Genomic DNA, 24376 nt, shown 5'->3' with positions numbered 1-24376 from the left:
AAACCATAAATTAAAGGAGCAGGCGGTATGAATGAAAATGCAGGAAACATGAAGGTGAAACTGCCAGTAACGATCATCATGTTTATTCTAGGACTATTTATGATTGTGCCTTTCCTATGGATGCTCAGCACATCCTTTCAGACACCTGCCGAGGTGTTTAACAAATGGCTGCCTTCATCTCTCAACTGGAGCAATCATATCCGGGTGTGGACAGGAAGCCATGATTTTGTTCCTTATTATTTAAATTCTCTTAAGATTTCAATGATTGGAACTGTGGGGGCTGTGTTTCTATCTGCCCTTGCCGCTTACGGATTTTCACGTACGTCGTTCAAAGGGCGAGATGGACTATTTGTCATATATCTATCGATGATGATGGTCCCACCTCAGGTGCTTTTTGTTCCAAAGTTTATCATGTTTAACTGGGTGGGGATTTACAATACGCATTGGGCGCTCATCCTGCCAGCCATGTTCTCGATCTTCGGTGTATTTATGCTTCGGCAGTTCTTCATGAGCATTCCTAAGGAAATTACGGAATCTGCTTTTTTGGATGGGGCGGGGCATTACAAAATATTTTTTCGCTTAATTCTGCCATTAGCGAAGCCAGCAATAGCAACGTTTGCTATCCTCGATTTCTCCTGGCAATGGAATGATTATGAGAATGCGCTTGTATTCTTGCAAAGTCCTAAGCTATATACCATTCCGCTTGGATTGCAGAATTTTATTCTTGAGAACAATGTGGACTACAACGGGATGATGGCTGCTTCATCGGCTGCGATAATTCCAATGATTATTATCTTCTTTGTGGGTCAGAAATACATTATTCAAGGGATTTCAAGTTCGGCTGTGAAAGGCTAACTTTAGGAGGGATACTTAACATGAGAACAGAAACGGTTAAATCCGATGTAACAATAGTCGGTGGGGGACTTGCAGGGATGAACGCGGCGATCGCTGCAGCGCGCCTTGGGTTAACAGTATCGCTAGTGCAGAATCGTCCTGTACTTGGTGGTAACTCGAGTTCAGAGGTTCGGGTATGGGTATGTGGTGCAACAGGACATGGTGTAAATCGATATGCACGTGAGACAGGCATTATGGGTGAGTTATTCATCGAGAATCAATACCGGAACCCGGAGGGAAATCCATACTTATGGGATCTAACCTTACTCGAAGCCGTGAAGGCAGAGTCGAATATCAGCTTGTTTCTAAATACCGATGTACGCGAAGTGGAAGCGGAAGGTGAGGAAGGGGATCGTACGATTCGCAGTGTGATCGGTTGGATGATGGGATCTGAGCGGTTGATTACGTTCGAGAGTGAGGCGTTCATCGATTGTACGGGTGATGGTTTGGTAGGCTTTCTAGCAGGGGCTGATTTCCGGTTAGGACGTGAAGCCCGGCATGAATTTAATGAGGAATGGGCACCAGAAGTGCCTGATAACATCACATTAGGCAGTACATTATTGTTTTATACACAGGATACAGGAAAACCGGTACGTTATGTTGCACCATCGTTCGCGAAGGATATCACGACAACGTCGATCCCGATCCGTCGGGTCATTCGGAGTGGAGATTCAGGCTGTCACTACTGGTGGATTGAGTGGGGCGGTGAGCTTGATACGGTGGATGAGAATGAACGAATACGTGATGAGCTATCCTCTGTTATTTATGGGATTTGGGATTATATTAAAAATTCAGGTCATTTTGATGCCGAAAATATGACGCTGGAGTGGGTTGGCTCGATTCCGGGTAAACGTGAATACAGACGGTTTGTTGGCGACACGATTCTAACGCAAAATGATATTCTCGCGCAGCGTGAATTTGAAGACCGGATTGGATTCGGAGGTTGGTCGATTGATTTGCATCCACCGCAAGGGATGTACGCACAAGAGAGCGGCTCGAAGCATCTGCATGCGAATGGGATCTATCATATTCCATTTAGTTCACTCTATTCGAAGAATGTGCGGAACCTACTTTTCGCGGGTCGGAATATCAGCGCATCTCATGTGGCTTTTGGAACAACTCGCGTCATGGCGACCTGTGCGATCATGGGTGAAGCGGCTGGAACAGGTGCAGCATTATCCGTCATCAAAGGTGTATCCCCTCGTGAAATTCGCAAGCAGCATATACATGAATTGCAACAGGTGATGTTAAAGCAAGATGCTTCGATTATTGGATTGCGTAACGAAGATCCTTTAGACCTCGCGAGAAATAGTGAGATTCATGCGTCCAGTACGATGAAAGGCATATTACTGGATCGTCCAGCTGAAGCTTATGAGCTTTCTCATGACGTAGGAATTTTGTTTCCGGTTGAAGGTAATATCCTGGGGTTGAAGCTGCTTGTGTCAGCAAGTTCTCAGTCAGAGCTGACCGTTGAGCTATGGACGACTGGGCGTGCGGAAAATTACGTTCCAGCAGAGTGTAGACAGGTTGAAGTTGTAATACTACAAGCTGGGGATCAGCAATGGATTGATGTTCCAGTACAAGAGGAGCAGTGGAGTTCAATCGGCGAATGTAATATCTTCGCTATTATTCGAGCTAATGAGCATATTCAATTGCATATTTCAGAAACCCCAATCACAGGTGTTATTACATTTGAGCGAGGCGTTAAACCTGTAGTCGATTCAGCGCTGGAGGATCATCAGCCAGATCAGCCGGTGATGGAGTGGAGCATGAAACAGCTTGTACGCAGGCATTTCTGCTTTGCGGTTGAAACATCCGCATATGCTGCATCCAAAGTCACTGACGGGTATGTCCGGCCTTTTGCAGGGCCACATAGCTGGGTTTCTGAGCCGATGACTGCTGGTAGAACGGAGTGGTTAGAGGCGCGTCTGCCGGATGCTGCTTCAGTCTCTGAAATTCATTTTACCTTTAACGATGATGTTAATGAGGATCTTATTAACTTACATCACCATGAAACGCCATTTCTAGTGATTCCTGAACTAGTAAAGGCTTACGATGTAGAGTTGCTCATTGATGGCGTGTGGCAAGTCATGTTCCGCGTCAAAGACAATCATCGGCGGAAGAACATACAGCGTTTAGAGAAGCCTGTCCTTACGGACGCTGTTCGGATCGTTATTCATGAAACTAACGGAGGAGAACGTGCAGAGCTTGTGGAAATGCGGATATATTAAGAAGAAACGGCTTAGCCGTCCTTTTAGGGACGGTATCCGTTTCTGCGAGAAATACAAAATATATAGGATAACGTAAAACTTATACTTTTTTGTATTTTAAAATAGAGATCATTTATAAATGAGCGCCCCTTAGAGGGAAGCCGTCAGGCTTCCCTTTTCTTGTTTTTTAGATTACACTAGTCAAACGATATTTTTATATAAAGGAGACAGCTAATGACCACGAATACTAATGGCCGTCCCCCTGAGGCCGTATACATTCATATTCCTTTTTGTACCAATAAGTGCTTTTATTGTGATTTTAATTCCTACGTTCTCAAGGATCAGCCGGTTATGGATTATCTGGAGGCTTTGGATCGAGAAATGGAGCTGACCGTCAAGAATACTCCACCGGGTGTTATCAAAACGATCTTTGTCGGCGGTGGCACCCCAACCGTACTGAAGCCGGATGAGATGGCTTATTTTCTAAAATCAGTTCGGACACATTTCCCAAACTGGGATAAAGATATCGAGTTCTCTATGGAAGCAAATCCTGGAACTACGGATAGAGATAAGTTGACGGTTATGAAAGAAGGCGGCGTGAATCGGGTGAGCTTTGGTGTTCAGGCGTTTCAGAACGAACTCCTTACGGGCATTGGCCGGATTCATAATGTTGACGATGTATACCGCAGCTTGGAGAATGCCCGTGCAGTTGGTCTTAACAACCTGTCGGTTGACCTTATGTTTGGTTTGCCGAACCAAACTGTAGAGATGCTGGGCGAAAGTATTCGTAAGGCGCTCGAGCTAGATTTACCCCACTATTCTATTTACAGCTTGAAGGTGGAGGAGAACACTCTTTTTCACACCCTATTTAATAAGAACAAACTTCCTCTTCCTAATGAAGAAGATGAACTGCAAATGTATCTCTTGTTGATGTCATCTATGAAGGAAGCGGGTTATAACCAATACGAAATCAGTAACTTCGCAAAACCAGGTATGGAGAGTCGTCACAATATCACTTACTGGCGCAATGAAGATTATTATGGTCTCGGAGCAGGTGCACATGGATATGTGGGTCGCCAGCGTCATATTAATGTTAAGGGCGTAAATCCTTACGTTGAAGCAACACGCAAAGGCCTGCCTCGTTTAGACGCATACCCAATCACTGAAGCAGAAGCGATGGAAGACTTTATGATGGTTGGCTTACGTATGCATGAAGGTGTTTCTAATGAGGCTTTTCAGGCGCAATTTGGGCGTTCAATAGAGGATGTATTTGCGAAATCCTTGCATAAGATGCTGCATGCGGGTTTACTTGAGCATGAAGAGGGGGCCTACCGACTCAGCAAGCAAGGGATCCTTTTTGGTAACGATGTTTTCGCGGAATTTGTAGGCGCACTGACAGAAGCTTAATTTTAAAATACCCCTTGAATTGTAATTCACTCTGTTGTATATTTATTCATATTATCAACAGAGGGGTGAATTAAAGTGCTTGCCAAAACGGAAATGATCCGCCATTCGTCTCCAGCAGGAGACGCACAGGTGATTTGCAGAAATGCTGTGATAGAAGATGTTGAACCGTTGTATCTGATGATAGAAGAATACGCACAGCGCGGGATCATGTTGCCCCGTTCCAGGCAGGCGCTGACTCGCCAGATCGATCAATTTGTGATTGCCGAAATTGAGGGTAGATTCGTAGGCTGTGGTTCGCTTTTCAAGCTCGGGAATGATCTCGTTGAGATTCGCTCGATCGGCTTGAATGACGAGGGTAAGGGAAAAGGTATAGGCTCTATGATTTTGGCGAAGTTGGTGGAGGAAGCCAGAAACCAGAAAATCCCTAAAGTCATGGCACTAACCTACGCCGTTGATTTCTTTCTAAGAAATGGATTCGAAGTCGTGGAGAAAGAGATTTTTCCCGAAAAGGTATGGACAGATTGCGTGAATTGTAAAAAGCAGCATGCCTGCGATGAAATAGCAGTACTTAAGATGCTGAACTGAGCGTGTAGTCGCTTATTATGAATATAATGCACTTCCATTAGTCTGTTATCCGACTATTGGGGGTGTTTTTTCTGTTATTGTAGAATGGATTATATGAATGGACAGAAAGATGGTGCTACTTTATACTTTAGATTGGGATATTTTTGAATAAGTGTAATGATGAACCTTTGAATGTTGGTTACTTAATCGAATGGAGGGAATTAGGATGAGTCGTACAAACAAAACTGCGGTATATTTGCTAACTCTGTTGCTTATTTTTGTAATACCAATACAAGCTTTTGCCGCGGATAAACCTATTACCATTAATATTGATAACGAGAAAGTGGATTTTTCTGTCCAACCCCAGTATATAAACGGAGTTGTATATGTTCCGATTAGAACGATTTGTGAAAAATTAGGGATAGCTTATGAGTGGAATAACCAAACCAAAACCGTATCAGGAGTGAAGGGCAATAAGGAGTTTGAACTAAAGTTGGGCAGCAGTGAGGTCATATATAATGGTAAGGCTAGAGCTTTACATGGTCAATCCTTTCTGCAGAACGGAACCATTCTTGTTCCACTAAGATTTGTTGCAGAATCTATACAGAATGCGGTAATATGGGACGGCTCAACTTATACTGCCAGTATTACTACAGACGGAGTATTGGAAGCACAGGAGTAATCGATTATGATTTAAAACTACAAAGTAGTACTTAAGATGCTGAACTCACTTGACAATGTCAATGTCAGTTTGGTATTTTTGTATTAGTGGTTAGCACTCATCTGAGTCGAGTGCTAACGAATCGGAGCCAACAGCCGATAGGAGGGGATAACATGTTAACTGATCGCCAGAGAATGATACTAAATGCAATTGTAGATGATTATATTTCATCCGCAGAACCGGTAGGATCTCGCAGCATTTCTAAACGGGGTGATGTAGGGTACAGCCCTGCGACCATTCGAAATGAAATGGCTGACCTAGAGGATTTGGGTTATCTCGAGCAGCCTCATACATCGGCAGGGAGAATTCCTTCCCATAAAGGATACCGATATTATGTGGATCATCTGGTACCGTGGAATTCCGCCGAAACGGCAGAGATGGGCACGATCCGCGCTTTTTTTGCCGAGAAGCTGAATGCGATGGAGCAGGTAATCCAACATGCGGCGATGATTCTTTCCAATATGACGAATTACACTTCCATCCTTCTGGGACCGGAGGTTTTTCATACATCATTGCGTCATTTTCAGTTGTTACCACTAGATGATAAAACCGCTGTAGCGATTATTGTTACAAGTACGGGTCAAGTTGAGAACCGTACGGTGAACATTCCACCGGAGATATCCGTTTCCGAGATGGAGAAAGTGGTTAACCTACTGAATAGTAAGCTGGTCAATGTACCACTCTATAAGCTGAAGACTCGGCTGTATTCCGAGCTTGGCGAGGAAATGCAGCGTCACATCTCACATTATGAAGAATTAATGCAAGTGCTGGACATTGCGCTGGAAAGTGATCAAGAGCAGCGTATCTATCTTAGTGGAGCCACGAATATGCTTACACAGCCTGAGTTCAAGGATGTTGATAAGGTGAAAAGCATTCTTGATCTGCTGGAAGAGACGCCTACATTGCTCAAAATGCTGGCCCCTACAACAGGCGGCACAGGTATCCAGGTCCGAATAGGGACGGAGAACAATCATGAAGCGTTCGCTAACTGCAGTCTGATCACCGCCACTTATTCTCTTGATGGGCAGGCACTGGGGAGCATAGGTATCCTTGGTCCGACACGAATGGAATATGCAAGAGTGATGGGGATCTTGGGCATTTTATCCCGAGATTTGACAGCGATGCTGGCACACTGGTATAAGTGAACAGAGTCAACATTGATTACGTGAATGATTTTAAGGAGGTGAAGACAACTTGAAAAAGGAACAAGTTCAAGATGCTAATGAATTCAAAGATGATTTGATAAATGAGGAACTTGAGGCTAATGTAGCTTCTGAAACCAACTCATTTACGACAGAAGAAATTAGTGAAGGTGCTTCAGGCACAGGTGCGGAGGTAAAACGTCTGCAGGATCTCGCTGACGAATATCAAGGACGTGCGCTGCGTGCGCAGGCTGATTTTGATAACTTCCGTCGTCGTACTCAGAAGGAGAAAGAAGAGTTGGCTCAATATGCCACCTCCAAGCTCGTGACTGAATTGCTTTCAGTACTGGACAATTTCGAGCGTGCGTTAGTCACTACTCCTAGTAGCCCTGAGTCCGAAGCTTTCGTTAAGGGTGTTGATATGATTTTCCGTCAGCTAGATGGGGTATTGAAGTCCGAGGGACTTACGGCTATGGAAACAGTAGGCCAGCCTTTTAATCCTGAATACCATCAGGCTATTATGCAGGTGGAGAGCGAGGAGTACGAAGAGGGTATCGTAACGGAAGAGGTCCAAAAGGGATATCTCCTGAAAGATAGAGTCCTTCGTCCTGCTATGGTCAAAGTCAGCATGTAATCTGTATATATAGGACGGGCAGTATCTGTCCGCCATCGGTACCAACCGAATTTTTAAATATTTTATTATTTTAATGAGCGAATGCTCCATATACCTTTAGAGGAGGCAAATTATTGTGAGTAAAGTTATCGGTATTGACTTAGGAACCACGAACTCTTGCGTTGCCGTAATGGAAGGCGGCGAAGCCGTTGTAATTCCAAACCCAGAGGGCGCGCGTACAACCCCTTCGGTGGTAGGTTTTAAGAAAGACGGCGAACGTATCGTCGGTGAAACAGCTAAACGCCAGGCAATTACTAACCCTGATCGTACGATCAGCTCGATTAAACGCCATATTGGTACGAACCATAAAGAAAGCATCGATGGTAAAGAATACTCTCCACAAGAAATTTCAGCAATGATTCTGCAAAAGCTGAAATCCGATGCAGAGGCATATCTTGGCCAAACCGTTACTCAAGCTGTTATCACAGTTCCTGCTTATTTCAATGACAGCCAGCGTCAAGCTACTAAAGATGCAGGCAAAATTGCAGGTTTGGAAGTTCTACGTATTGTGAACGAGCCAACTGCTGCAGCTTTGGCTTACGGTCTTGAGAAATCTGAAGATCAAACGATCCTTGTCTATGACCTTGGTGGCGGTACGTTCGACGTATCTATCCTTGAACTGGGCGATGGTTTCTTCGAAGTAAAAGCTACAAGCGGTGACAACAAACTTGGTGGCGACGACTTTGACCAAGTGGTTATGGATTACCTTGTATCCGAATTTAAGAAAGAGCAAGGCATTGATCTGAGCAAAGATAAATCGGCTGTACAACGTTTGAAAGATGCTGCTGAAAAAGCGAAAAAAGAATTGTCAGGCGTACTGACAACTACTGTATCTCTTCCGTTCATCACAGTTGTTGACGGAGTACCACAGCACTTAGAGATCAACCTTACTCGTGCTAAATTCGATGAGCTGACTACTGGTCTAGTTGAACGTACTTTGGGACCTACTCGTCAAGCCTTGTCTGATGCTGGCATGACGCCTGCAGACCTTACTAGAATCGTTCTGGTAGGCGGTTCTACTCGTATCCCTGCGGTACAAGATGCTATCAAGAAACTTACTGGTAAAGAGCCTCACAAAGGTGTGAATCCAGATGAAGTAGTAGCACTGGGTGCTGCTGTTCAAGCGGGTGTATTGACTGGTGAAGTAAAAGACGTTGTATTGCTCGACGTAACTCCGCTTTCCCTCGGTATTGAAACTGCAGGTGGCGTGTTTACGAAGATGATCGAGCGTAACACTACGATTCCTACAAGTAAATCTCAAGTATTCTCGACCTTTGCTGACAACCAACCTAGCGTAGAGATTCACGTGCTGCAAGGTGAGCGTCAAATGGCGAATGGCAACAAAACATTGGGACGCTTCATGCTGAACGAGATTCCACCAGCACCACGTGGCGTACCACAAATCGAAGTTTCTTTCGATATTGATGCCAACGGTATCGTGAATGTGTCTGCAACTGATAAAGGCACGAACAAGAGCCAAAAGATCACTATCACTTCTTCCAGCGGTCTGAGCGACGCAGAAGTAGAACAAATGATGAAGGATGCCGAGCTTCACGCTGAGGAAGACCGTAAGCGTAAAGAATTGGTAGAAGCGAAGAACAGCGCTGACCAACTCGTGTATTCCACTGAGAAAGTGATCAAAGATCTTGGTGATAAAGCAGATGCTTCTGAGGTTGAAAAAGCTAATGAAGCTAAAGATAAAGTGAAAGCAGCTCTTGAAACTGACAATCTTGAAGAAATCAATGCAGCTACAGAAGCATTGACTGAGATTGTGCAACAGTTGTCCATGAAGCTGTACGAACAAGCTGCTCAAGCAGAGCAAGGTGCTGAAGGTGGCGCTGGAGCTGCTGAAGGCGCTCCTAAGAAAGACAATGTAGTTGACGCTGATTATGAGGTTGTTGACGAAGATAAGAATCAAGGGTAACCTTAAACGATAAGTGTATAGGGCGTAACTGATAAATTCTTATATAGTTAAGAAGGGAAGGTCAAAACCGGGTCATCCCGTGTTTTGACTTTCCTTTTGTAATATCAGTTTGCACACTCTTCGCGAATGCGCCTTCTGATATTGTAAGAATAAACATCTGCTGGAACTGGATGGTCAGAGCCTGGGGTTTTATCGTATAATGGTTTCTTTGACAGAGAATTAGGAATTTGAGTATGTAACGTACGGAGGTGAAAGCAGTGGCAGATAAACGCGATTATTATGAAGTGCTTGGCCTCAGTAGAGATGCTTCAGACGACGAGGTGAAGAAAGCGTACCGGAAATTGGCGCGCCAATATCACCCAGACGTGAATAAAGCAGATGATGCTGAAGCTAAGTTTAAAGAAGTAAAAGAAGCTTACGATGTTCTTAGCGACGGACAACAGCGAGCTAGATATGACCAATATGGCCATATTGATCCTAATCAAGGTATGGGCGGCTTCGGAGGCGGCGGTGGCGGCGACTTCGGAGGACTAGGCGATATCTTTGATATGTTCTTTGGCGGCGGCGGACGTCGTGATCCTAACGCACCACAGCGCGGTGGAGATTTGCAGTACACCATGACCATTGAATTCAAGGAAGCGGTATTCGGTAAAGAAACCGATATTACTATCCCACGTACAGAAACTTGCGATACCTGCTACGGCTCCGGGGCTAAACCGGGTACTAAACCAGAGACTTGTTCCACTTGTCATGGTAGTGGGCAACAGGAATTCGTACAGAATACACCACTTGGACAGATGCGTAATCGTCGTCCATGTTCGCATTGCAGTGGTACTGGTAAGATTATTAAAGAAAAATGTACGACTTGTAGCGGACAGGGTAAAGTTAAGAAGCAACGTAAGATTCATGTGCGTATCCCTGCCGGTGTCGATGACGGCGCGCAGCTGCGCATGACTGGTGAAGGCGAAGGCGGCTTACGTGGCGGTCCTGCTGGAGACTTGTATATTGTTATCCGTGTTAAATCGCATGATTTCTTCGTGCGTGAGAACGATGATATTATGTGCGAGGTTCCACTTACGTTTGCACAGGCCGCACTTGGCGATGAGATTGAGATTCCTACCTTAACGGAAAAAGTGAAGCTGAAGATTCCTGCAGGAACACAGACCGGTACTTTCTTCCGTCTCAAAGGCAAAGGGGTTCCACGTCTACGTGGATCTGGCCAAGGCGACCAGCATGTTAGGGTCATTGTTGTGACTCCTAGCAAGCTGAATGACGAGCAAAAAGATTTGTTGCGACAGTTCGCCGCTCTAAATGGAGAAAACACTCATGAGCATGAGCAATCCTTCTTTGATCGTGTGAAGCGTGCGTTCCGCGGGGACTGATATTTCTAATTTAATTAGTTGAGTAAATAAAAATAAAGCAGAGCAGCGATCCCCTCGTTATTTGGGGATCGCTGCTCTGCTTTTTTGGTTAGTAGAGACGACTTACCAATTTCATGTAGCGCCTTTAAGAAGGTGCTAGAAGCCGCGAAAATCTACGAGCCCGCAAACCCGGCAAACCCGACTGAACTTCAGGACCCCGCACCCGCACCAGTAACCCGACCTCAGTAAAGCCCGGCTGTGTTCCAGGTTTTTTAACAAACTATCTACTTTGAATTATCTGCACAGGTTATCGGACCCAGACGGCGTTATTAGCGAATTTATCGTCCAGTGCAGCTATTGCCCAAAAAAGTGTTTATTATTGGTGCTTTTCAGGCGAATAGCGACTATGCAGTCCGATAGTGGCATCGGATCGGCAAGGAAGAAATGTGACCTAAAGACGAAAGAATCCCAGCAGCCAATGCCTGCTGGGATTCTTTCTTTTAAAGTGCAACTAGAGGTTGTTCGAAGAACGTAGATCCTCGAGCACACGGCTCAGAATCGTTGCTGCTTGTGCACGAGTCAGAGTACCTTGTGGATTGAAGTTATCTGCAGTAACACCTTTGAGATAACCTTTGGTTACAGCATAGGCTACAGCGTTGCGTGCTTCCGCAGCGATGCTGTCGGCATCCTTAAAGCTTAAAGGTGTTTTGGCTACTGTAAGATCTGCACCAAGGGCCTTAGCAATGATAAGAGCTGCTTCCTCGCGGGTCAGCACATCACGAGATCCGCTTTCCTTGATGCGAGTATTCCAAGTGTCACCTTTTCCAAGTAGACGGTCGAAGAGCGTTAGAAGCTCTGCCTGATTTAAGGTGTCGGCAGGCTTAAAGCTGCCATCGGCTCCTTTGCCAGCAATGATACTATGGGCAGCAAGGACCTCGATATCGGTTTGAGCCCAGTGTGTGCCAATATCTTTAAAGCTTATATTTCTGGATGCTGCGCTGTAAGAACCATCACCAGTAACGTTAAACTGTAGAATCCCATCTTTATTGATAGAACCAGGTTGCAGGTAGGACCATTTACGATCTTTTGATTCTACATAAGCAGCAGTCTTTCGAGCATCATGTAGACTGGCGGCTTTTAGATTAAGCTGAAGGATGATCGGCTTTCCGGTTGTCCAACCATTTTTGATGGTGAGAATAGAAGAACCGATATTTATTGCTGCTGAGCTACCTGCTAAAACTGCTGTATTGCCCGCATCTGTCAGGCTAATCGTAAGGGTCAAGCCGTTGCTGTTGATGAAATCCGGAAGAGTCGCCGCTGGAATAAGTACATTGAACCCACTACCGTTTAGGCGGAGTGCATTCTCCGATTTCTTTAACTGCTCGGCTTGGGCCGGAGTAAGAGAAATAACAACTTGGCTATATTTATTGAAGCTTACATCGCTAAGATCAAGTACAGAAGTTTTATCTTTTGCATTCTGGATCGAATTTGCAAGTGCAGTGTCTAAAATGTTGAACACCGCAGAAGGCTTGCCACCTACTGGATCTGCAGTCTCTACTAGCTTCCCAGATTTCAATGCGATTCCAGAAGCGGGAGCACTGGTTGCTGTAGGGACATACGAATCAGTTGATGGTGTTGATGTTGATGTCGGAGTTGGTGTTGGTGACTCTGTTGGTGTAGGTGTAGGTGTTGGCGTCGGCGTTTCAGCTGTCTTAACAGTTACGCTTACCGTTCTCAAACCAGATGGGATCGTTGATGTTGTAGCATCATTCCAGACCTGTACATCGTACAGCTCCAAGTCGTATTTTCCCGCTTTAGATGGTTTGAAGGTTATTTTGCCTAGTGAGCCTGAGCCATGATAAGCACCACCTGACAGATTAACACTATACTGTGTCAGTTTGCGGCCGTCTCCTAGCTTATAGGTTTCTGAGAATTCTGTAAGTGGAACACCATAGAAATTCTCCTCTTGATACGTTGCCAGTTGTACGCTTGGCTGGATCGCTGGTGTTTCGAGAGAACCATCGTAGATGACAGCGAATGAAGCCCCATAGAAGCCATAAACCTCATCTGTCACGGAATACCCAAGATCAATGGTTACCGGTTGCCCCTCATCAATGGTAGCTGCAGATAGAGACGGAGTTACATTGAAAATACCATCTCCTGTGCTATAAAGCAGTCGCTGAGCATAATCATCGTCGTCCGCGCCGTTACCTACTTTATCAACCACATAGATTTTGTACTCATTAAGTCCCTCGTTAACAGGAACGTCAATGGAAAAAGCACCGTTATTTGCAATCACACCGCCAAATTTATAAGTATTCCCATCATAATGTTTACCTTCGGCGTACACGGTAAACCAGTTTCCAATAGGTTGTGTATTAGAAATATAATAGGCCATGAGGTCATCATCAATAAAACCGCTGATTTGAGCTGCACCAGGATCGGTTGGCGCCTCACGTTCATACTCCTCAAGTGTGATGCCGGAAACGATTGGCTTCTCCGTATCAATTGTGAACTTGATCTTTTGATTCTTGAGCAGTTGCCCATTAGGAAGCACAGGCGTGATGTAGTAGTGACCATCTGCTAAAGTAGACTTGGCGGAAGTCTCCAGGTCTGTTAAAGTTCCATTCCAATTTGGAATCTCGTATACGCCACGATAAACCTTTTCATCAATAGAATAAACTTCACCTAAAACTGTTGCAGGAGCATCTATTGGAGAGGCTACGAAACTTATGCCATCCAGTTCTTCATTGACAGAGAAGGTAAGGGTGGTGTCGTCTGAGCGTCCATCGCCATTAGGAGAAATCTGTGGACTTTCAAAAGAAAGCTGATTAACAGGCTCTAAATTGAATTTATCGCCGACAAGTGCATTAAAGGGAAGGCGAAGAGTTTCTGTATCAGAGGTTAGGAACAGGATACCTTCATATGCTCCCTCTTTTGCAGTATCAGATACCTTCAGTGTAAATTGTGCATAATGATCTACACCTGAGGTAATACTTTTTGGTGCAATATTAATACTAATGTCACCAGGCGCTTTTGTAAGCCATTCGGTGGACAGCGTGTAGGTTGATCCAATCTCTTTAAAGTCCTCTACATAAACTGATTTCGTTACGCTAGCCCCTTTTGGGAGCAGGCCAAAGGACAAGGAACCTGTGTAATAAGGGATTTCTACAGTACCTGGAAGACCACTAATTAAGCTCTCCCCGACTTTAGCAATAGATTCAGCTTTTGCTGATTTCTCCAAATTAATTAATCCGGCACCTTGTTGATACAAAGAGTAAGCATCTCCATTACGCTTGAAGATAGGATCCGCATTGTTCATCAGCAGTGCTTTAATTTCATTTGGCTTAAGGTTAGAGTTTTCACTCAATAGCAAAGCGACAGCTCCTACAACATGTGGGGTTGCCATACTGGTTCCGCTTTTTAAGCCATAAGCATGTTCGTAATCCCCAGTCCAGCTAGGTATCGTCGAGTTGATATTGACCCCTGGCGCAACAACATCAGGTTTGATTAGATAATCCGGCATCCCAGGACCCATAGAGCTAAAATTAGCTAACTGATTTACTTCAAGCGCTATATAGTAACTGATTATATCTTTAGCAGCCTTCATCTGAGTTTTTATCTCTTTGCCATCTTCTTGAGTAATTCCGTAGGTAGGAATGTAATTCCCGGGCGCACCGAGGGTGGGACTGATTTCACCAGCAGCATTATTGGCAATTAGGACAAGCTTGGCTCCAGCTGCTTTGGCATTTAGAGATTTATCTCCGAAGCTCAGCACACCTCGATCGACAAGGACTACCTTATCTTTGACATCCAAATTTGTGTAATCGGAAGTAGCTCCAAGACCAGCGTAAACGATCTTACTACCAGCGATATTATCAACTAAATCTGGGGAATAAGTGGCTAATGTCCCTGGGATTTTTTTAACATCGCCAATATTAAAGAATGGGGTATTCACTGGGGTAGTAGAAGCGCCTACACTTAGCGCGAGTTGAGATCCAGCAGGTTCGCCCAATGTTCCTACATCCGGTCCAGCGTTACCGGCGGCAACAACAACATTCACGCCCGATTTTATGGCGTTGTCTATTGCGATTGAGCTTGCGGAATAGCTTTGGTTGACATCAGAGCCCAGCGAGAGGTTAATGATATCGGCTCCATCAGCGACCGCTTTCTCAATACCCGCGATTACAACCGCTGTTGGACCGGAACCGTAAGGGCCAAGTACGCGATACGCGTACAAATCCACCTCAGGTGCAACATCCAATATTGTACCGGCTACATGAGTGCCATGCGAGGTTTCATATGGGCTACCATTTTTTGGAGGGAAGTTAGCATCAGGAGCTGTTTCTGACGGATCATTATCCTGATCATAGGCATCGTAACCGCCCTTATAATTACCCTTTAATAAAGGGTGATTTTTATCGATGCCGGTATCGACAACCGCTACCTGTACCCCTTCTCCTGTGAAACCTAATGCATGTAGTTTATCCGCGCCTATAAGATTGCCACTGTCTGAATAGGAACGTGTAACAGGCAAAGTTGCTACCTCAACACTGTCTGCTAACGCATGTACTTCATCATTTGGATAAACAGCCGCAACGCCCGGAAGCTCTAGCAGCTTGTTTACTTGATTGGCTGGCAGAGTAATGGAATATCCGTTAAAAATTTCACTGTATTCAAAACCGATGTCGGCATCGATTTTCTGCGCTGAGGAAATAAAGCTTTTATGCTCCGAGATAATTTTACTGCGTTGTAAGGAGACTGAGGATCGTAAAGAAGAAGTCTTTGCCTCATTTTCATACACACTGACTGGTTTATTAGTTAATTCCACGATCACGGATACTGGTGCTGAACCTTTGAGCACACCCGCGTAGTTATGAGGCGTCACACTTTGAGACTGTACATTATTAGCTAGGTTAGTTGATGTTTCAAGGGATGAGTTCGCAAATGCAGCAGATGGAAAAAGGACAGAAACAGCCAGTCCGAAGCTCGCCGCCCCAATACCAAATTTTTGAATAGAGTGTTTAAAGGTACGTTTCAAATAAGTTCATCCTCCCAAATGAATTTTTATATTGCAGTGTGTATCAGTAGTTCTCCTCCTCAGCGTAAAATGTAAAAAATTATGAAAATTAAATTTATTCTACAGCTATAACTTCAAATCGAATATACAACTTTAGTACTATATTGCAGGGAAGCATCGAGGAAAATGTCGAATTCCCAGTAAATAAGTGGAGTATGAGAAAAAAAGGGCATAAAAGAAGTGAAATGAAGACAATATAAAGGAATGCAACAGATATCTGAATTTCAAGCGAGAGCGGGGATAAGATGTCGGAAAGATCTATTTTGGCTTATTTTAAAAGTCCTGAAGAAGCGGAGGGTGTCGCTCGTAAGCTCCGTGCACTTCGGGCCATTGAAATTTCCGTTGATCGCTTCAGTAGATATGGAGGCACGAGCTTTAGCTCAGGGGTAAACCCAGTGACAGGCAATGTTGCCAGAATGGACTCCATGACTGCTGAGCGTGCACACACAGGCATACTAGCTGCTGCTGATACCAGCGCCAGTGGGATGAGTCATGGCGGAGATGGAGGACCGACGGGTAGAGATATTTTACTTACGGTGATCTTGAATTCGGAGTCCTATGATCAGGCATTACGCTTAATTGAAGAAGCAGGCGGGATGATTTGAATAATAATTTTCTTAATAAGAAGGGAGACGATCGATACTATGGATAGAGAGAACTCGCAAATATTCTCAAAGACCGAGAAGATGAAAATGCTGTACGAGGCGAAGGCAGAGGACGTAGAGTTTTCAGCAGCGGAGGCAGATCTGGAGGATATCGAAGCCCAGGCCCGGGCTCTAGAAGCAGACAAACGTCAGCTGCATGAAATTATGAAAAAAGAATAGATGCTAAAGTTAGGGCAGATACCTCACATTGTGGGGTATTTTTGCGTACTGGTGTGTATAATTAAGAGAATAGCCCAAGCAGGGGGGAGAATATGGACAACGTTATTTTATGGATAGGTTTAGCACTGCTTATCGCATTCTTAACTTTTATGAATCAGAAGCAACTGTACTCTTCAAAAGTAAAACAGGCCTACCGTGAGCTGCGGGAGCTAACTGAAAAAGTTCGGCTGGAACGATCTGAGGCAAGCGATTTATACCGTTGGGAAGTAGAATTAGCGGAGATGGAGAAACACCCGAACGAACTTAATAAATTGGATGCTGAGATTGGGCTTCGCCAGGCCTTTGTGATGTATTTGGAACGGCATTCTCCTCTGGATGTAAGACTTCCAAGTTTAAAGGAGGCTGCTGCCCATCAGAAGGATTCGGTGTGGGGCATCAAAATGGGAGATTACGGACCCAAGAAATAAATAAGGAAATGTACATAAAAAGAATAGGCACTGGTTCGAACCCTGGCTGGAATTACGGCTGGGGTTTTTGTTATTACATCTAAATCTCTAATATCTAGAAAAAGGCTTAATTTGGTAGAAATTATAAGGAGGTTTTCCCTGAGTATCATCACTTAGGATTATTTCAGGGATCAAACTATTAGAAAGGAGTAATACCCGCTCGTCATTGGTCTATTTTAATTACGAATTAATTTCAGCTTAATAAAAATGATGTATTACTCTCTGCGTAATAAGCGCGTATAATTGATCAAATATACTTCAAGATGACGCGAATAACTTATTGATATTCAGGAGGAATTATTATATGGGAATGGTACACTCTCAAGGAGTTACCGATGAGCTTGTTGTCCGATCTTTAGAAAAAAATTTAGCGATTATCAGGTTTGATCTTAATCGACGAGTGGCTTATGTGAATGAAGTTTTTGCTAGTTCGATGGGGTATAGCAAAGAAGAGATGTATGGGATGCACCACAAAGAGTTTTGCTTTTCTCATTTTGTAAATAGCCCGGGCTATGAGTTGTTCTGGCAAGATCTTTTTTTAGGGAAAAGTTTTCAGGATAAAATCGAACGGATGGATGCAAAAGGAAATGCGGTATGGTTGGAAGCTACATATATGCCAGTCTTTGATGAAAACAATGAACAGGTCATTGGCGTATCCAAGATAGCGGCTAATATCACGGAGCGTCAAAATAACATGAGTGTTGTGGTGCAGCGGATGCAAGAGATGTCGGACAACCTGAATCAAAGAGCTGAGAAAGGGATTGAACGCAGTCAAGAACTATTACTGAGTGTCGACAAAATTGCCGAAGTATCGATCGAAAATACACAGACGTTAGCGAATCTGGAGAAACAAGCGGTATCGATTCAGGGTATTGTACAAACGATTCGTAATATTGCTTCGCAAACGCAACTCTTAGCGCTTAATGCAGCAATTGAAGCGGCACATGCCGGGGAGTTTGGGCGAGGTTTTGATGTGGTGGCAAAAGAAGTTAGGAAGCTATCTTCCATGGTGCAGGATTCGATCATTCAAGTGAAAGATAGTGTGGATGCGATCACGCTGGAAATCGAAAAGATCTCCAAAGGAACAAACCAGGTACAAGAAAATATAGAAGATAGTCAACAGCAGATTCAAATCGCATTAGATGATTTCAAGAATATTTCCTCTTCAGCCCAGGATTTAGATACACAAGCACGAGAGGTTATGAATATTGTTTAGTCTGTTGTATGTAATTTGTGAGATATAAGAAAAAGGGTCAATCTCCTACTTACGGGAGACTGACCCTATTTTTTGTTGGAGTTAGCCGATTTTGTTAACAATCAACACAGGAATCATGTATCGATGATTGGTGATGTCTCCGGTAGCGCCAGTAGCCCCAACATACCCTGATAATTCTGATGATACCAGTCGATGGGGAGCTACTAGTTTCTCCGTGCTATCCTTTCCCCAGAATGATATTTGGATGGGGTTGGTTGGCAAATCTTCGGTTGTGAAAAAAACTCGAAGGCATCAAAGTCAGCAAAATAGTTTCTAGTTATCACTTGATGGGGCATCACTTTTAGAAGATCACAGACATATTGAACTCTTTCTTCATTCATGTAATAGCCTTCAATTAAAACTGTAGATGCATCCTGACCGCTCCAATTGTCAATTTTGACTGTGGCCTGTTGTGTTAGTCTGGTGTTGTTTTCTGAATTGACATTGTTTTCTATGGGGCCAGTAGTTAAAAGAGTCATTATCTTTCCTCCATTTAATATGTTTTTTGTTGTAAGAAGGATGTGCGAATCTCGCAATAAGTGACTATAAAATGTCACTGTAATATTTATATTCAAGATTAAATTAATAGCTTGTATGTATTTCCTATTTTTTATGGACAGCTTCTAGCTTCTAACATCTAACTTTTTGAGATGAGGGTTTATAATCTTATCTAATTCCTTTATGTCAAAAAAGGTAGCGATAGTTTATGCTCGGAAAAACGAACCTTTTCCAAAGATTGGTTGTCATATAGATATCACAGAACAGAAAGGAGGGCGCATGAGTTGGAGACTAACCGGGAGTTATTCGAAACCTACAACAAGGATGTATATCGAACCTGCTACTATATGCTGCATGACGCGGCGGATGCAGAGGACTTGACGCAGGATGTGTTCATTACCGTATTTCGCACGAATCGTGAGAACGTGGAGCATTTGAAGGCTTGGATTATGAAAATAACGGTTAACCATTGCCTCAATCATTTGAAACGGAAGCGTTCTTTGCAGCAAAAGATAACGGACAATCTGCATTTCTTTAACAAAACGGTAGTAACAACTGTGGAGCAGCAGATTGAGCAGCGTGAGACGGAAATCGAGTGGGCGCAATATATGAGTCAGCTTCCTATCAAACTTAGAATGGTGATCACGCTCAGGTATATGCATGATTTCACTCTGGCTGAAGTTTCGGATATGCTGTCCATTCCACTTGGAACGACCAAATCAAGGCTGCATAAAGGGTTAACGGTAATGAGGAGAATCCTGCAAGAGGCTGGGGTTGAAGTTGAACTAAAGGAGGGCGAATCTTTTGAAAAAGTTGGAAAATATGCTGGAGCATCGATTAAATGAAGATAAAGGCGTGCCTTATCCGGATTTTGAAAGCATGTGGGGACGCTTAGAGCAAGAAGGGAGTACAATGACTCCCATACAAGCTCGGATGATCAATGGTAGCGAGAATAGAGGGAGAAACTGGAGTAAAATAGCGGTGGTTGCTTCATTTTCAGTGCTTATTGCAGCGGCACCTGTATATGCGGCAGTACATTATAATTGGGATAATATGCTCCATGGGAGAGGTGGCGTTCAAGCTGCACTGGCCCAAAATCTCGGACAACAACTGGATCAATCGGTGACGCTGGATGGAGTAACGCTGAAGCTACATACAGCTATTGTGGATGAGAATCGGACGGTCATCTTATTCACTATGGATGTAGGAAAACGCTTGGAAAATGAAATTTGGAATGTAAAAGGAATGACCTTGAAGGACGCAGATGGGGCGAGTAATCCTAGTGAATTCAGTTATGTGCTTTGGGATGAAAAAAATCAACTTTACAACGGATATTTTGAAAGTGATTGGACGCCGAAGCAGAACAACGTGAATGTCCAATTAGTTGCAGATAATCTGCAAGCCTTTAGCACACAGGAGTTAGATTTAGCGTTGGATATCCGATCGCAGGAGACACAGAATTTTCCGATTGGGCAGGAAGGAATGCGCAGCATAGAGGTGAAACCTTTTACCCAAGGACAAGAAAAAATGTTATTCTCATCAGCGATTATTTTTGATCAGCCAGAAGCAAAAGAATGGACAAATCCAACTATTGTCGGGTACAAAAACGGAACGCTAATAAATTCGCTGCCCGGAGGTACTTTCGGTGCACCAGGAGAAAATGGGGAATATACCGCACAGCAATATTTTAAAGCCGAAGATGTTTCCAGTGGTCAGCTCACTTATAAACTTCAGTACATGAAGCAAGAGAAAAATGTTGAGGGGCCGTTGGCTTTCGATCTTCAATTAAGTAAAAAGCAGATGGAGAGCGGAACCATAAATACCTCATTAAATCTGCCATTAGAAGAGGGCGAAACTGACTACACGCTGGAGAAAATGGTACTGACACCTACTCAAATTCGAATCACAATTCGAAGTAAAGAGAAAGGCGACAATTTCCCTTACAAAAAGTCTGCTCTTGAAGTAGAAGGCAAGTCGCTGGAGGGTGATTTCTGGAGATCTCCAGAAGGAGAGCCAGAATTGACAGTGCTTCGTTTTGAGCGGCCAGTTGATCTTGAAATTACGAAAGAGACGCCGATTACCTTTGTTGCTAAATATAAGGTGACCCAGCATGGCAGCTATAAAATTACCAAAAATAATGATGATAAAATACCACTTCTTTTAACAAACATCTCTCAAAAGAAACAGACAATTATCCAGCAACTTGGCGGATACCCTGTGAAGTGGACGTATTATATGCAGGGAGCCGATCTTTATGTAGAAACTGGAAGTGATGATACTCGCTTTGGTGGTATTAATCAGACCCATATCGGACTGGGGAAAGAACGTATTCTAGGTAAGCCCGTGACCGTTAATTTCACTGGCGATGGAAACAACAAGGCGATTGATGTTTATAAGGATTTTAAAGGTACAGAAGCTTCTATTTATAACTTCTACTACACCACTGATGATCCGGAAAAAGAGACGAGAGTGCAGATCCAGCCTTAAGAGGTTGGCAATACGTAAGCTTATAGAAAATAGTAACTTTTTTAGGGATGAACCTTGTGTTCTTCCCTTTTTTTCGTTTACAGTGAATAGATGATGTAAAGGTTCAGCTATGCATAAGCATAATTAAAGGAGAGAAACAGGATGGAAGTCACTCGCTGTGCTTGGGTCAATGATGATCCTCTATATATCGCCTATCATGATGAGGAGTGGGGCAAACCTCTGTACGATGACCGCAAGCTGTTTGAATTACTTATGCTGGAAGGGATGCAAGCAGGGCTAAGCTGGTACACGGTATTAAAAAAACGAGCGCGTTTCAGAGAGGTTTTTGACGGATTTGATCCGGAAAAGATTGTCCATTACGATGAGGCAAAAATTGCTGAGCTAATGAGTGACGCCGGGATTATTAGAAATCGATTGAAAATTGATTCTATCATTCGTAATGCGGGTGTATACTTGCAAATTTGCGAGGAATATGGAAGCTTTGCGGATTATCTCTGGAGCTTTATCGGAGGTGTGCCAACTATCAATCATTGGAAGACTCGTGCAGATGTACCTGCTTCGACGTCTCGGTCTGATGAGATGAGTAAGGTGTTAAAGAAGAAAGGCATGAAGTTTGTGGGTACTACAATATGCTATGCTTTTATGCAGGCATCGGGGATGGTGGATGATCATTCGCTCAACTGCTTTTGTAGGTGTAAAGAGGACGTCGCAGATCGTTGAGCTGTAGTTTGGCGTTACACCAAGAAGAAATGTTATACTATGAAGCGAATGCTTTCGAAGCGAGTTTTGCACGAAGTAAATCAATGAAGCAAATGCTTCACAAAACTAAGCCTATGCTTTCGAAGTCAGTTTTGCACGAAGTAAATCAATGAAGCAAATGCTCACAAAACTTTTAGGAGGATTACATAAAGATGTTATGGCATGAAGTGACGATACATACAACAGAAGAAGCACAGGAAATGATTTCGAATTTTTTATATGAAGCTGGTGCAGGTGGAGTTTCTATCGAGGAATCCGGCACACTGAATAAAGAACGGGATACACGTTACGGTGAATTGTACGACCAACCTTTGAATGATATTCCAGAAGGGGAAGCGGTCATAAAGGGTTATTATGCCGATTCCACAGATATGGATGCTGTTATAGAAGAATTGACTCCACGGGTAGCCGAATTACATGAGTACGGGATTGATCCAGGCAAAGCGTTGATTTCTTGGAAGACTGTGGATGAAGACGAATGGGCGCATGCTTGGAAGCAATATTTCAAACCGCTGCGGGTATCGGAGCGTCTCACCATTAAACCAACCTGGGAGGAATATACGCCTGAGAGTCCGGATGAAGCCATCATTGAGATCGACCCTGGCATGGCATTTGGTACTGGGACTCACCCTACAACAGCTCTGTGCCTCCGTGCACTTGAAAAGAATATTAGCGGCGGTGAAGAAGTTATCGATGTCGGTACAGGTTCAGGAATTCTGGCTGTAGGTGCGATGCTGCTAGGTGCAAAATCTGTATTGGCCTTAGATTTAGATCCGGTGGCTGTGGAAAGTGCACGGGAGAATGTAGCCCTTAACAAGCTTGAATCGTCCATAACGGTAAAAGAGAGCGATCTTCTGTCGCTGCTGGGCGGGGAAGGTGTAGCTGATACAGCGGCTGGAGAGATGTGGCCATCCGCTAGACCTGGTCACTCACTAGAAGGAGCCGTTCCTGCTAAGCAAGAGCAAGAAGGCAGCCTTGGCGTGACATTACCTGTACAAATTGTAGTTGCGAATATTTTGGCGGAAATCATCGTATTGTTTACGGATGATGTATACCGCGCGCTTCAGTCTGGAGGCCTCTACATTACCTCAGGTATATATAAAGATAAAGAAGGACTTGTGGCGAACGCGCTGAAAGCGTCTGGCTTTGAGATTATTGAAATATCCCGTGAAGAAGATTGGGTGGCATTTACAGCCGGAAAGAGGTAAAAATGGATATATTGCAAAGTATAATTCGAGTAGATTTAGATCAGCTTCCTTTCCTGCTCATTACAATTTTAATTGCTTTTACAGTACATGAATTCAGTCATGCTTATTTCGCGAATAAGTTCGGGGACCCAACAGCAAGATTACTTGGCCGCATGACGCTTAACCCTGCTGTTCATTTCGATTTCTTTGGTATTTTGCTGCTGCTAGTTGCTGGCTTCGGTTGGGCGCGTCCGGTTCCGGTAAACCGCGATAACTTTAGTCGTCCTCGTCTTATGGGAGTCATCGTGTCGGCTGCGGGACCAATCAGTAACCTGCTCTTAGGAATTATTGGTGCTATAATCTACGGTGCACTTGCGGCAACTGGAGTTCTGGATAATATCTCGAATGATCGCATGCTCGAGGCTGTATACTTATTCTTTGGTACCTTCATTCAATGGAACTTCTTTCTGTTTCTGTTCAATCTTATTCCGCTGCCGCCACTGGATGGCTATCGGATTGTGGAAGATATTGCCCCACGTTCGATCCGCGGCAAATTACAGCAATTTGAACAATGGGCTGTATTCCTCTTTTTATTAATTCTGTTTATTCCTGGGCTACGGACGTTTACAATTGATCCGCTTGCAGGCTGGGCTAGTGAAATGTCGAGAACATTTGTACAGCTGTCTCTAAGAATTTTTGGCAGCTAAGGCAAGGAATGAAGTCTGTTCAACCTTTGTCAAACATTGTATTATGTAATTTGATCAAAATTTGATCATTAATTTTCGTCTGACCGAACCTTATATTTCTTGAAGAAACGGGTGACGTCCTTATAAGGGCGACTAAGCCGTTTCTTCAAATATAAGAAAGTATAAGTTTCACACTAT

General features: G+C 43.9%; 20 protein-coding genes. 18 read left to right on the top strand and 2 right to left on the bottom strand.

Annotated features, from left to right (window positions below; genetic code table 11):
- Positions 1-27 precede the first annotated feature (27 nt).
- From CA598_RS18045 to dnaJ, 9 genes are all read left to right on the top strand, one after another.
- Positions 28-855, top strand: a complete 828-nt coding sequence (locus tag CA598_RS18045; RefSeq protein ID WP_094872704.1) for a carbohydrate ABC transporter permease — start codon at positions 28-30, stop codon at positions 853-855.
- Between the two features lie 20 nt (positions 856-875).
- The gene (locus CA598_RS18040; RefSeq protein ID WP_094877368.1) at positions 876-3125 is read left to right on the top strand and encodes an FAD-dependent oxidoreductase; all 2250 of its coding nucleotides are present in this window, start codon (positions 876-878) and stop codon (positions 3123-3125) included.
- Between the two features lie 213 nt (positions 3126-3338).
- Positions 3339-4511 carry a radical SAM family heme chaperone HemW gene (gene hemW, locus CA598_RS18035; RefSeq protein WP_094877367.1) on the top strand — a complete coding sequence of 391 codons (1173 nt, stop codon included), beginning with the start codon at positions 3339-3341 and terminating at the stop codon, positions 4509-4511.
- Positions 4512-4604: 93 nt separating this feature from the next.
- Positions 4605-5096: an N-acetyltransferase gene (locus CA598_RS18030; protein ID WP_094872736.1), complete on the top strand. Its 492-nt coding sequence runs from the start codon at positions 4605-4607 to the stop codon at positions 5094-5096.
- A gap of 205 nt (positions 5097-5301) precedes the next feature.
- Complete coding sequence (locus CA598_RS18025; RefSeq protein WP_179283699.1) at positions 5302-5757, top strand: copper amine oxidase N-terminal domain-containing protein; 456 nt, start codon at positions 5302-5304, stop codon at positions 5755-5757.
- A 152-nt stretch (positions 5758-5909) separates the two neighbouring features.
- Entirely contained in the window at positions 5910-6941 is a 1032-nt protein-coding gene (gene hrcA, locus CA598_RS18020; RefSeq protein WP_042191003.1) for a heat-inducible transcriptional repressor HrcA, read from the top strand.
- 49 nt (positions 6942-6990) lie between these two features.
- A complete protein-coding gene (grpE, locus tag CA598_RS18015) occupies positions 6991-7572 on the top strand; it encodes a nucleotide exchange factor GrpE (protein ID WP_094872714.1) in 582 nt (193 codons plus the stop codon).
- 115 nt (positions 7573-7687) lie between these two features.
- On the top strand, positions 7688-9535 hold the full coding sequence (gene dnaK / locus CA598_RS18010) for a molecular chaperone DnaK (protein ID WP_094872716.1): 1848 nt from the start codon (positions 7688-7690) through the stop codon (positions 9533-9535).
- 257 nt (positions 9536-9792) lie between these two features.
- Positions 9793-10917 (top strand): molecular chaperone DnaJ, encoded by a 1125-nt coding sequence (gene dnaJ / locus CA598_RS18005; protein ID WP_094872718.1) that lies wholly within the window; start codon positions 9793-9795, stop codon positions 10915-10917.
- Between the two features lie 490 nt (positions 10918-11407).
- Here the strand turns inward: dnaJ and CA598_RS33350 are convergent, their stop codons facing one another.
- The gene (locus CA598_RS33350) at positions 11408-15937 is read right to left on the bottom strand and encodes a S8 family serine peptidase (RefSeq protein ID WP_094877365.1); all 4530 of its coding nucleotides are present in this window, start codon (positions 15935-15937) and stop codon (positions 11408-11410) included.
- 284 nt (positions 15938-16221) lie between these two features.
- Between CA598_RS33350 and CA598_RS17995 the strand changes: the two genes are divergently transcribed.
- From CA598_RS17995 to CA598_RS17980, 4 genes are all read left to right on the top strand, one after another.
- Entirely contained in the window at positions 16222-16581 is a 360-nt protein-coding gene (locus tag CA598_RS17995) for a hypothetical protein (RefSeq protein WP_094877364.1), read from the top strand.
- Between the two features lie 39 nt (positions 16582-16620).
- Entirely contained in the window at positions 16621-16800 is a 180-nt protein-coding gene (locus tag CA598_RS17990) for a YfhD family protein (RefSeq protein WP_042130382.1), read from the top strand.
- 92 nt (positions 16801-16892) lie between these two features.
- Positions 16893-17267 (top strand): hypothetical protein, encoded by a 375-nt coding sequence (locus CA598_RS17985; protein WP_094872723.1) that lies wholly within the window; start codon positions 16893-16895, stop codon positions 17265-17267.
- Between the two features lie 343 nt (positions 17268-17610).
- Positions 17611-18522: a methyl-accepting chemotaxis protein gene (locus CA598_RS17980; RefSeq protein WP_094877363.1), complete on the top strand. Its 912-nt coding sequence runs from the start codon at positions 17611-17613 to the stop codon at positions 18520-18522.
- Between the two features lie 203 nt (positions 18523-18725).
- Here CA598_RS17980 and CA598_RS17975 read toward each other — a convergent pair whose 3' ends face one another.
- Positions 18726-19040 (bottom strand): hypothetical protein, encoded by a 315-nt coding sequence (locus CA598_RS17975; protein WP_094877362.1) that lies wholly within the window; start codon positions 19038-19040, stop codon positions 18726-18728.
- Between the two features lie 303 nt (positions 19041-19343).
- On the opposite strand from CA598_RS17975, the gene CA598_RS17970 reads away from it, so the two are divergent.
- From CA598_RS17970 to CA598_RS17950, 5 genes are all read left to right on the top strand, one after another.
- Positions 19344-19904, top strand: a complete 561-nt coding sequence (locus CA598_RS17970) for an RNA polymerase sigma factor (RefSeq protein WP_094877361.1) — start codon at positions 19344-19346, stop codon at positions 19902-19904.
- Positions 19864-21546, top strand: a complete 1683-nt coding sequence (locus tag CA598_RS17965; protein ID WP_094877360.1) for a DUF4179 domain-containing protein — start codon at positions 19864-19866, stop codon at positions 21544-21546. The genes CA598_RS17970 and CA598_RS17965 overlap by 41 nt, the downstream gene beginning before the upstream one ends.
- Positions 21547-21687: 141 nt before the next feature.
- On the top strand, positions 21688-22266 hold the full coding sequence (locus tag CA598_RS17960) for a DNA-3-methyladenine glycosylase I (RefSeq protein ID WP_094877359.1): 579 nt from the start codon (positions 21688-21690) through the stop codon (positions 22264-22266).
- Between the two features lie 191 nt (positions 22267-22457).
- On the top strand, positions 22458-23513 hold the full coding sequence (gene prmA, locus CA598_RS17955) for a 50S ribosomal protein L11 methyltransferase (RefSeq protein WP_094877358.1): 1056 nt from the start codon (positions 22458-22460) through the stop codon (positions 23511-23513).
- 2 nt (positions 23514-23515) lie between these two features.
- Positions 23516-24199: a site-2 protease family protein gene (locus CA598_RS17950; RefSeq protein ID WP_094874822.1), complete on the top strand. Its 684-nt coding sequence runs from the start codon at positions 23516-23518 to the stop codon at positions 24197-24199.
- Positions 24200-24376: the final 177 nt, after the last annotated feature.

The sequence above is a fragment of the Paenibacillus sp. VTT E-133291 genome (assembly GCF_002264395.1).
GTDB lineage: Bacteria > Bacillota > Bacilli > Paenibacillales > Paenibacillaceae > Paenibacillus_AQ > Paenibacillus_AQ nitricinens.
Note: the sequence above shows the minus strand (reverse complement) of the source record. Positions and strands in the feature narration are given on the sequence as shown.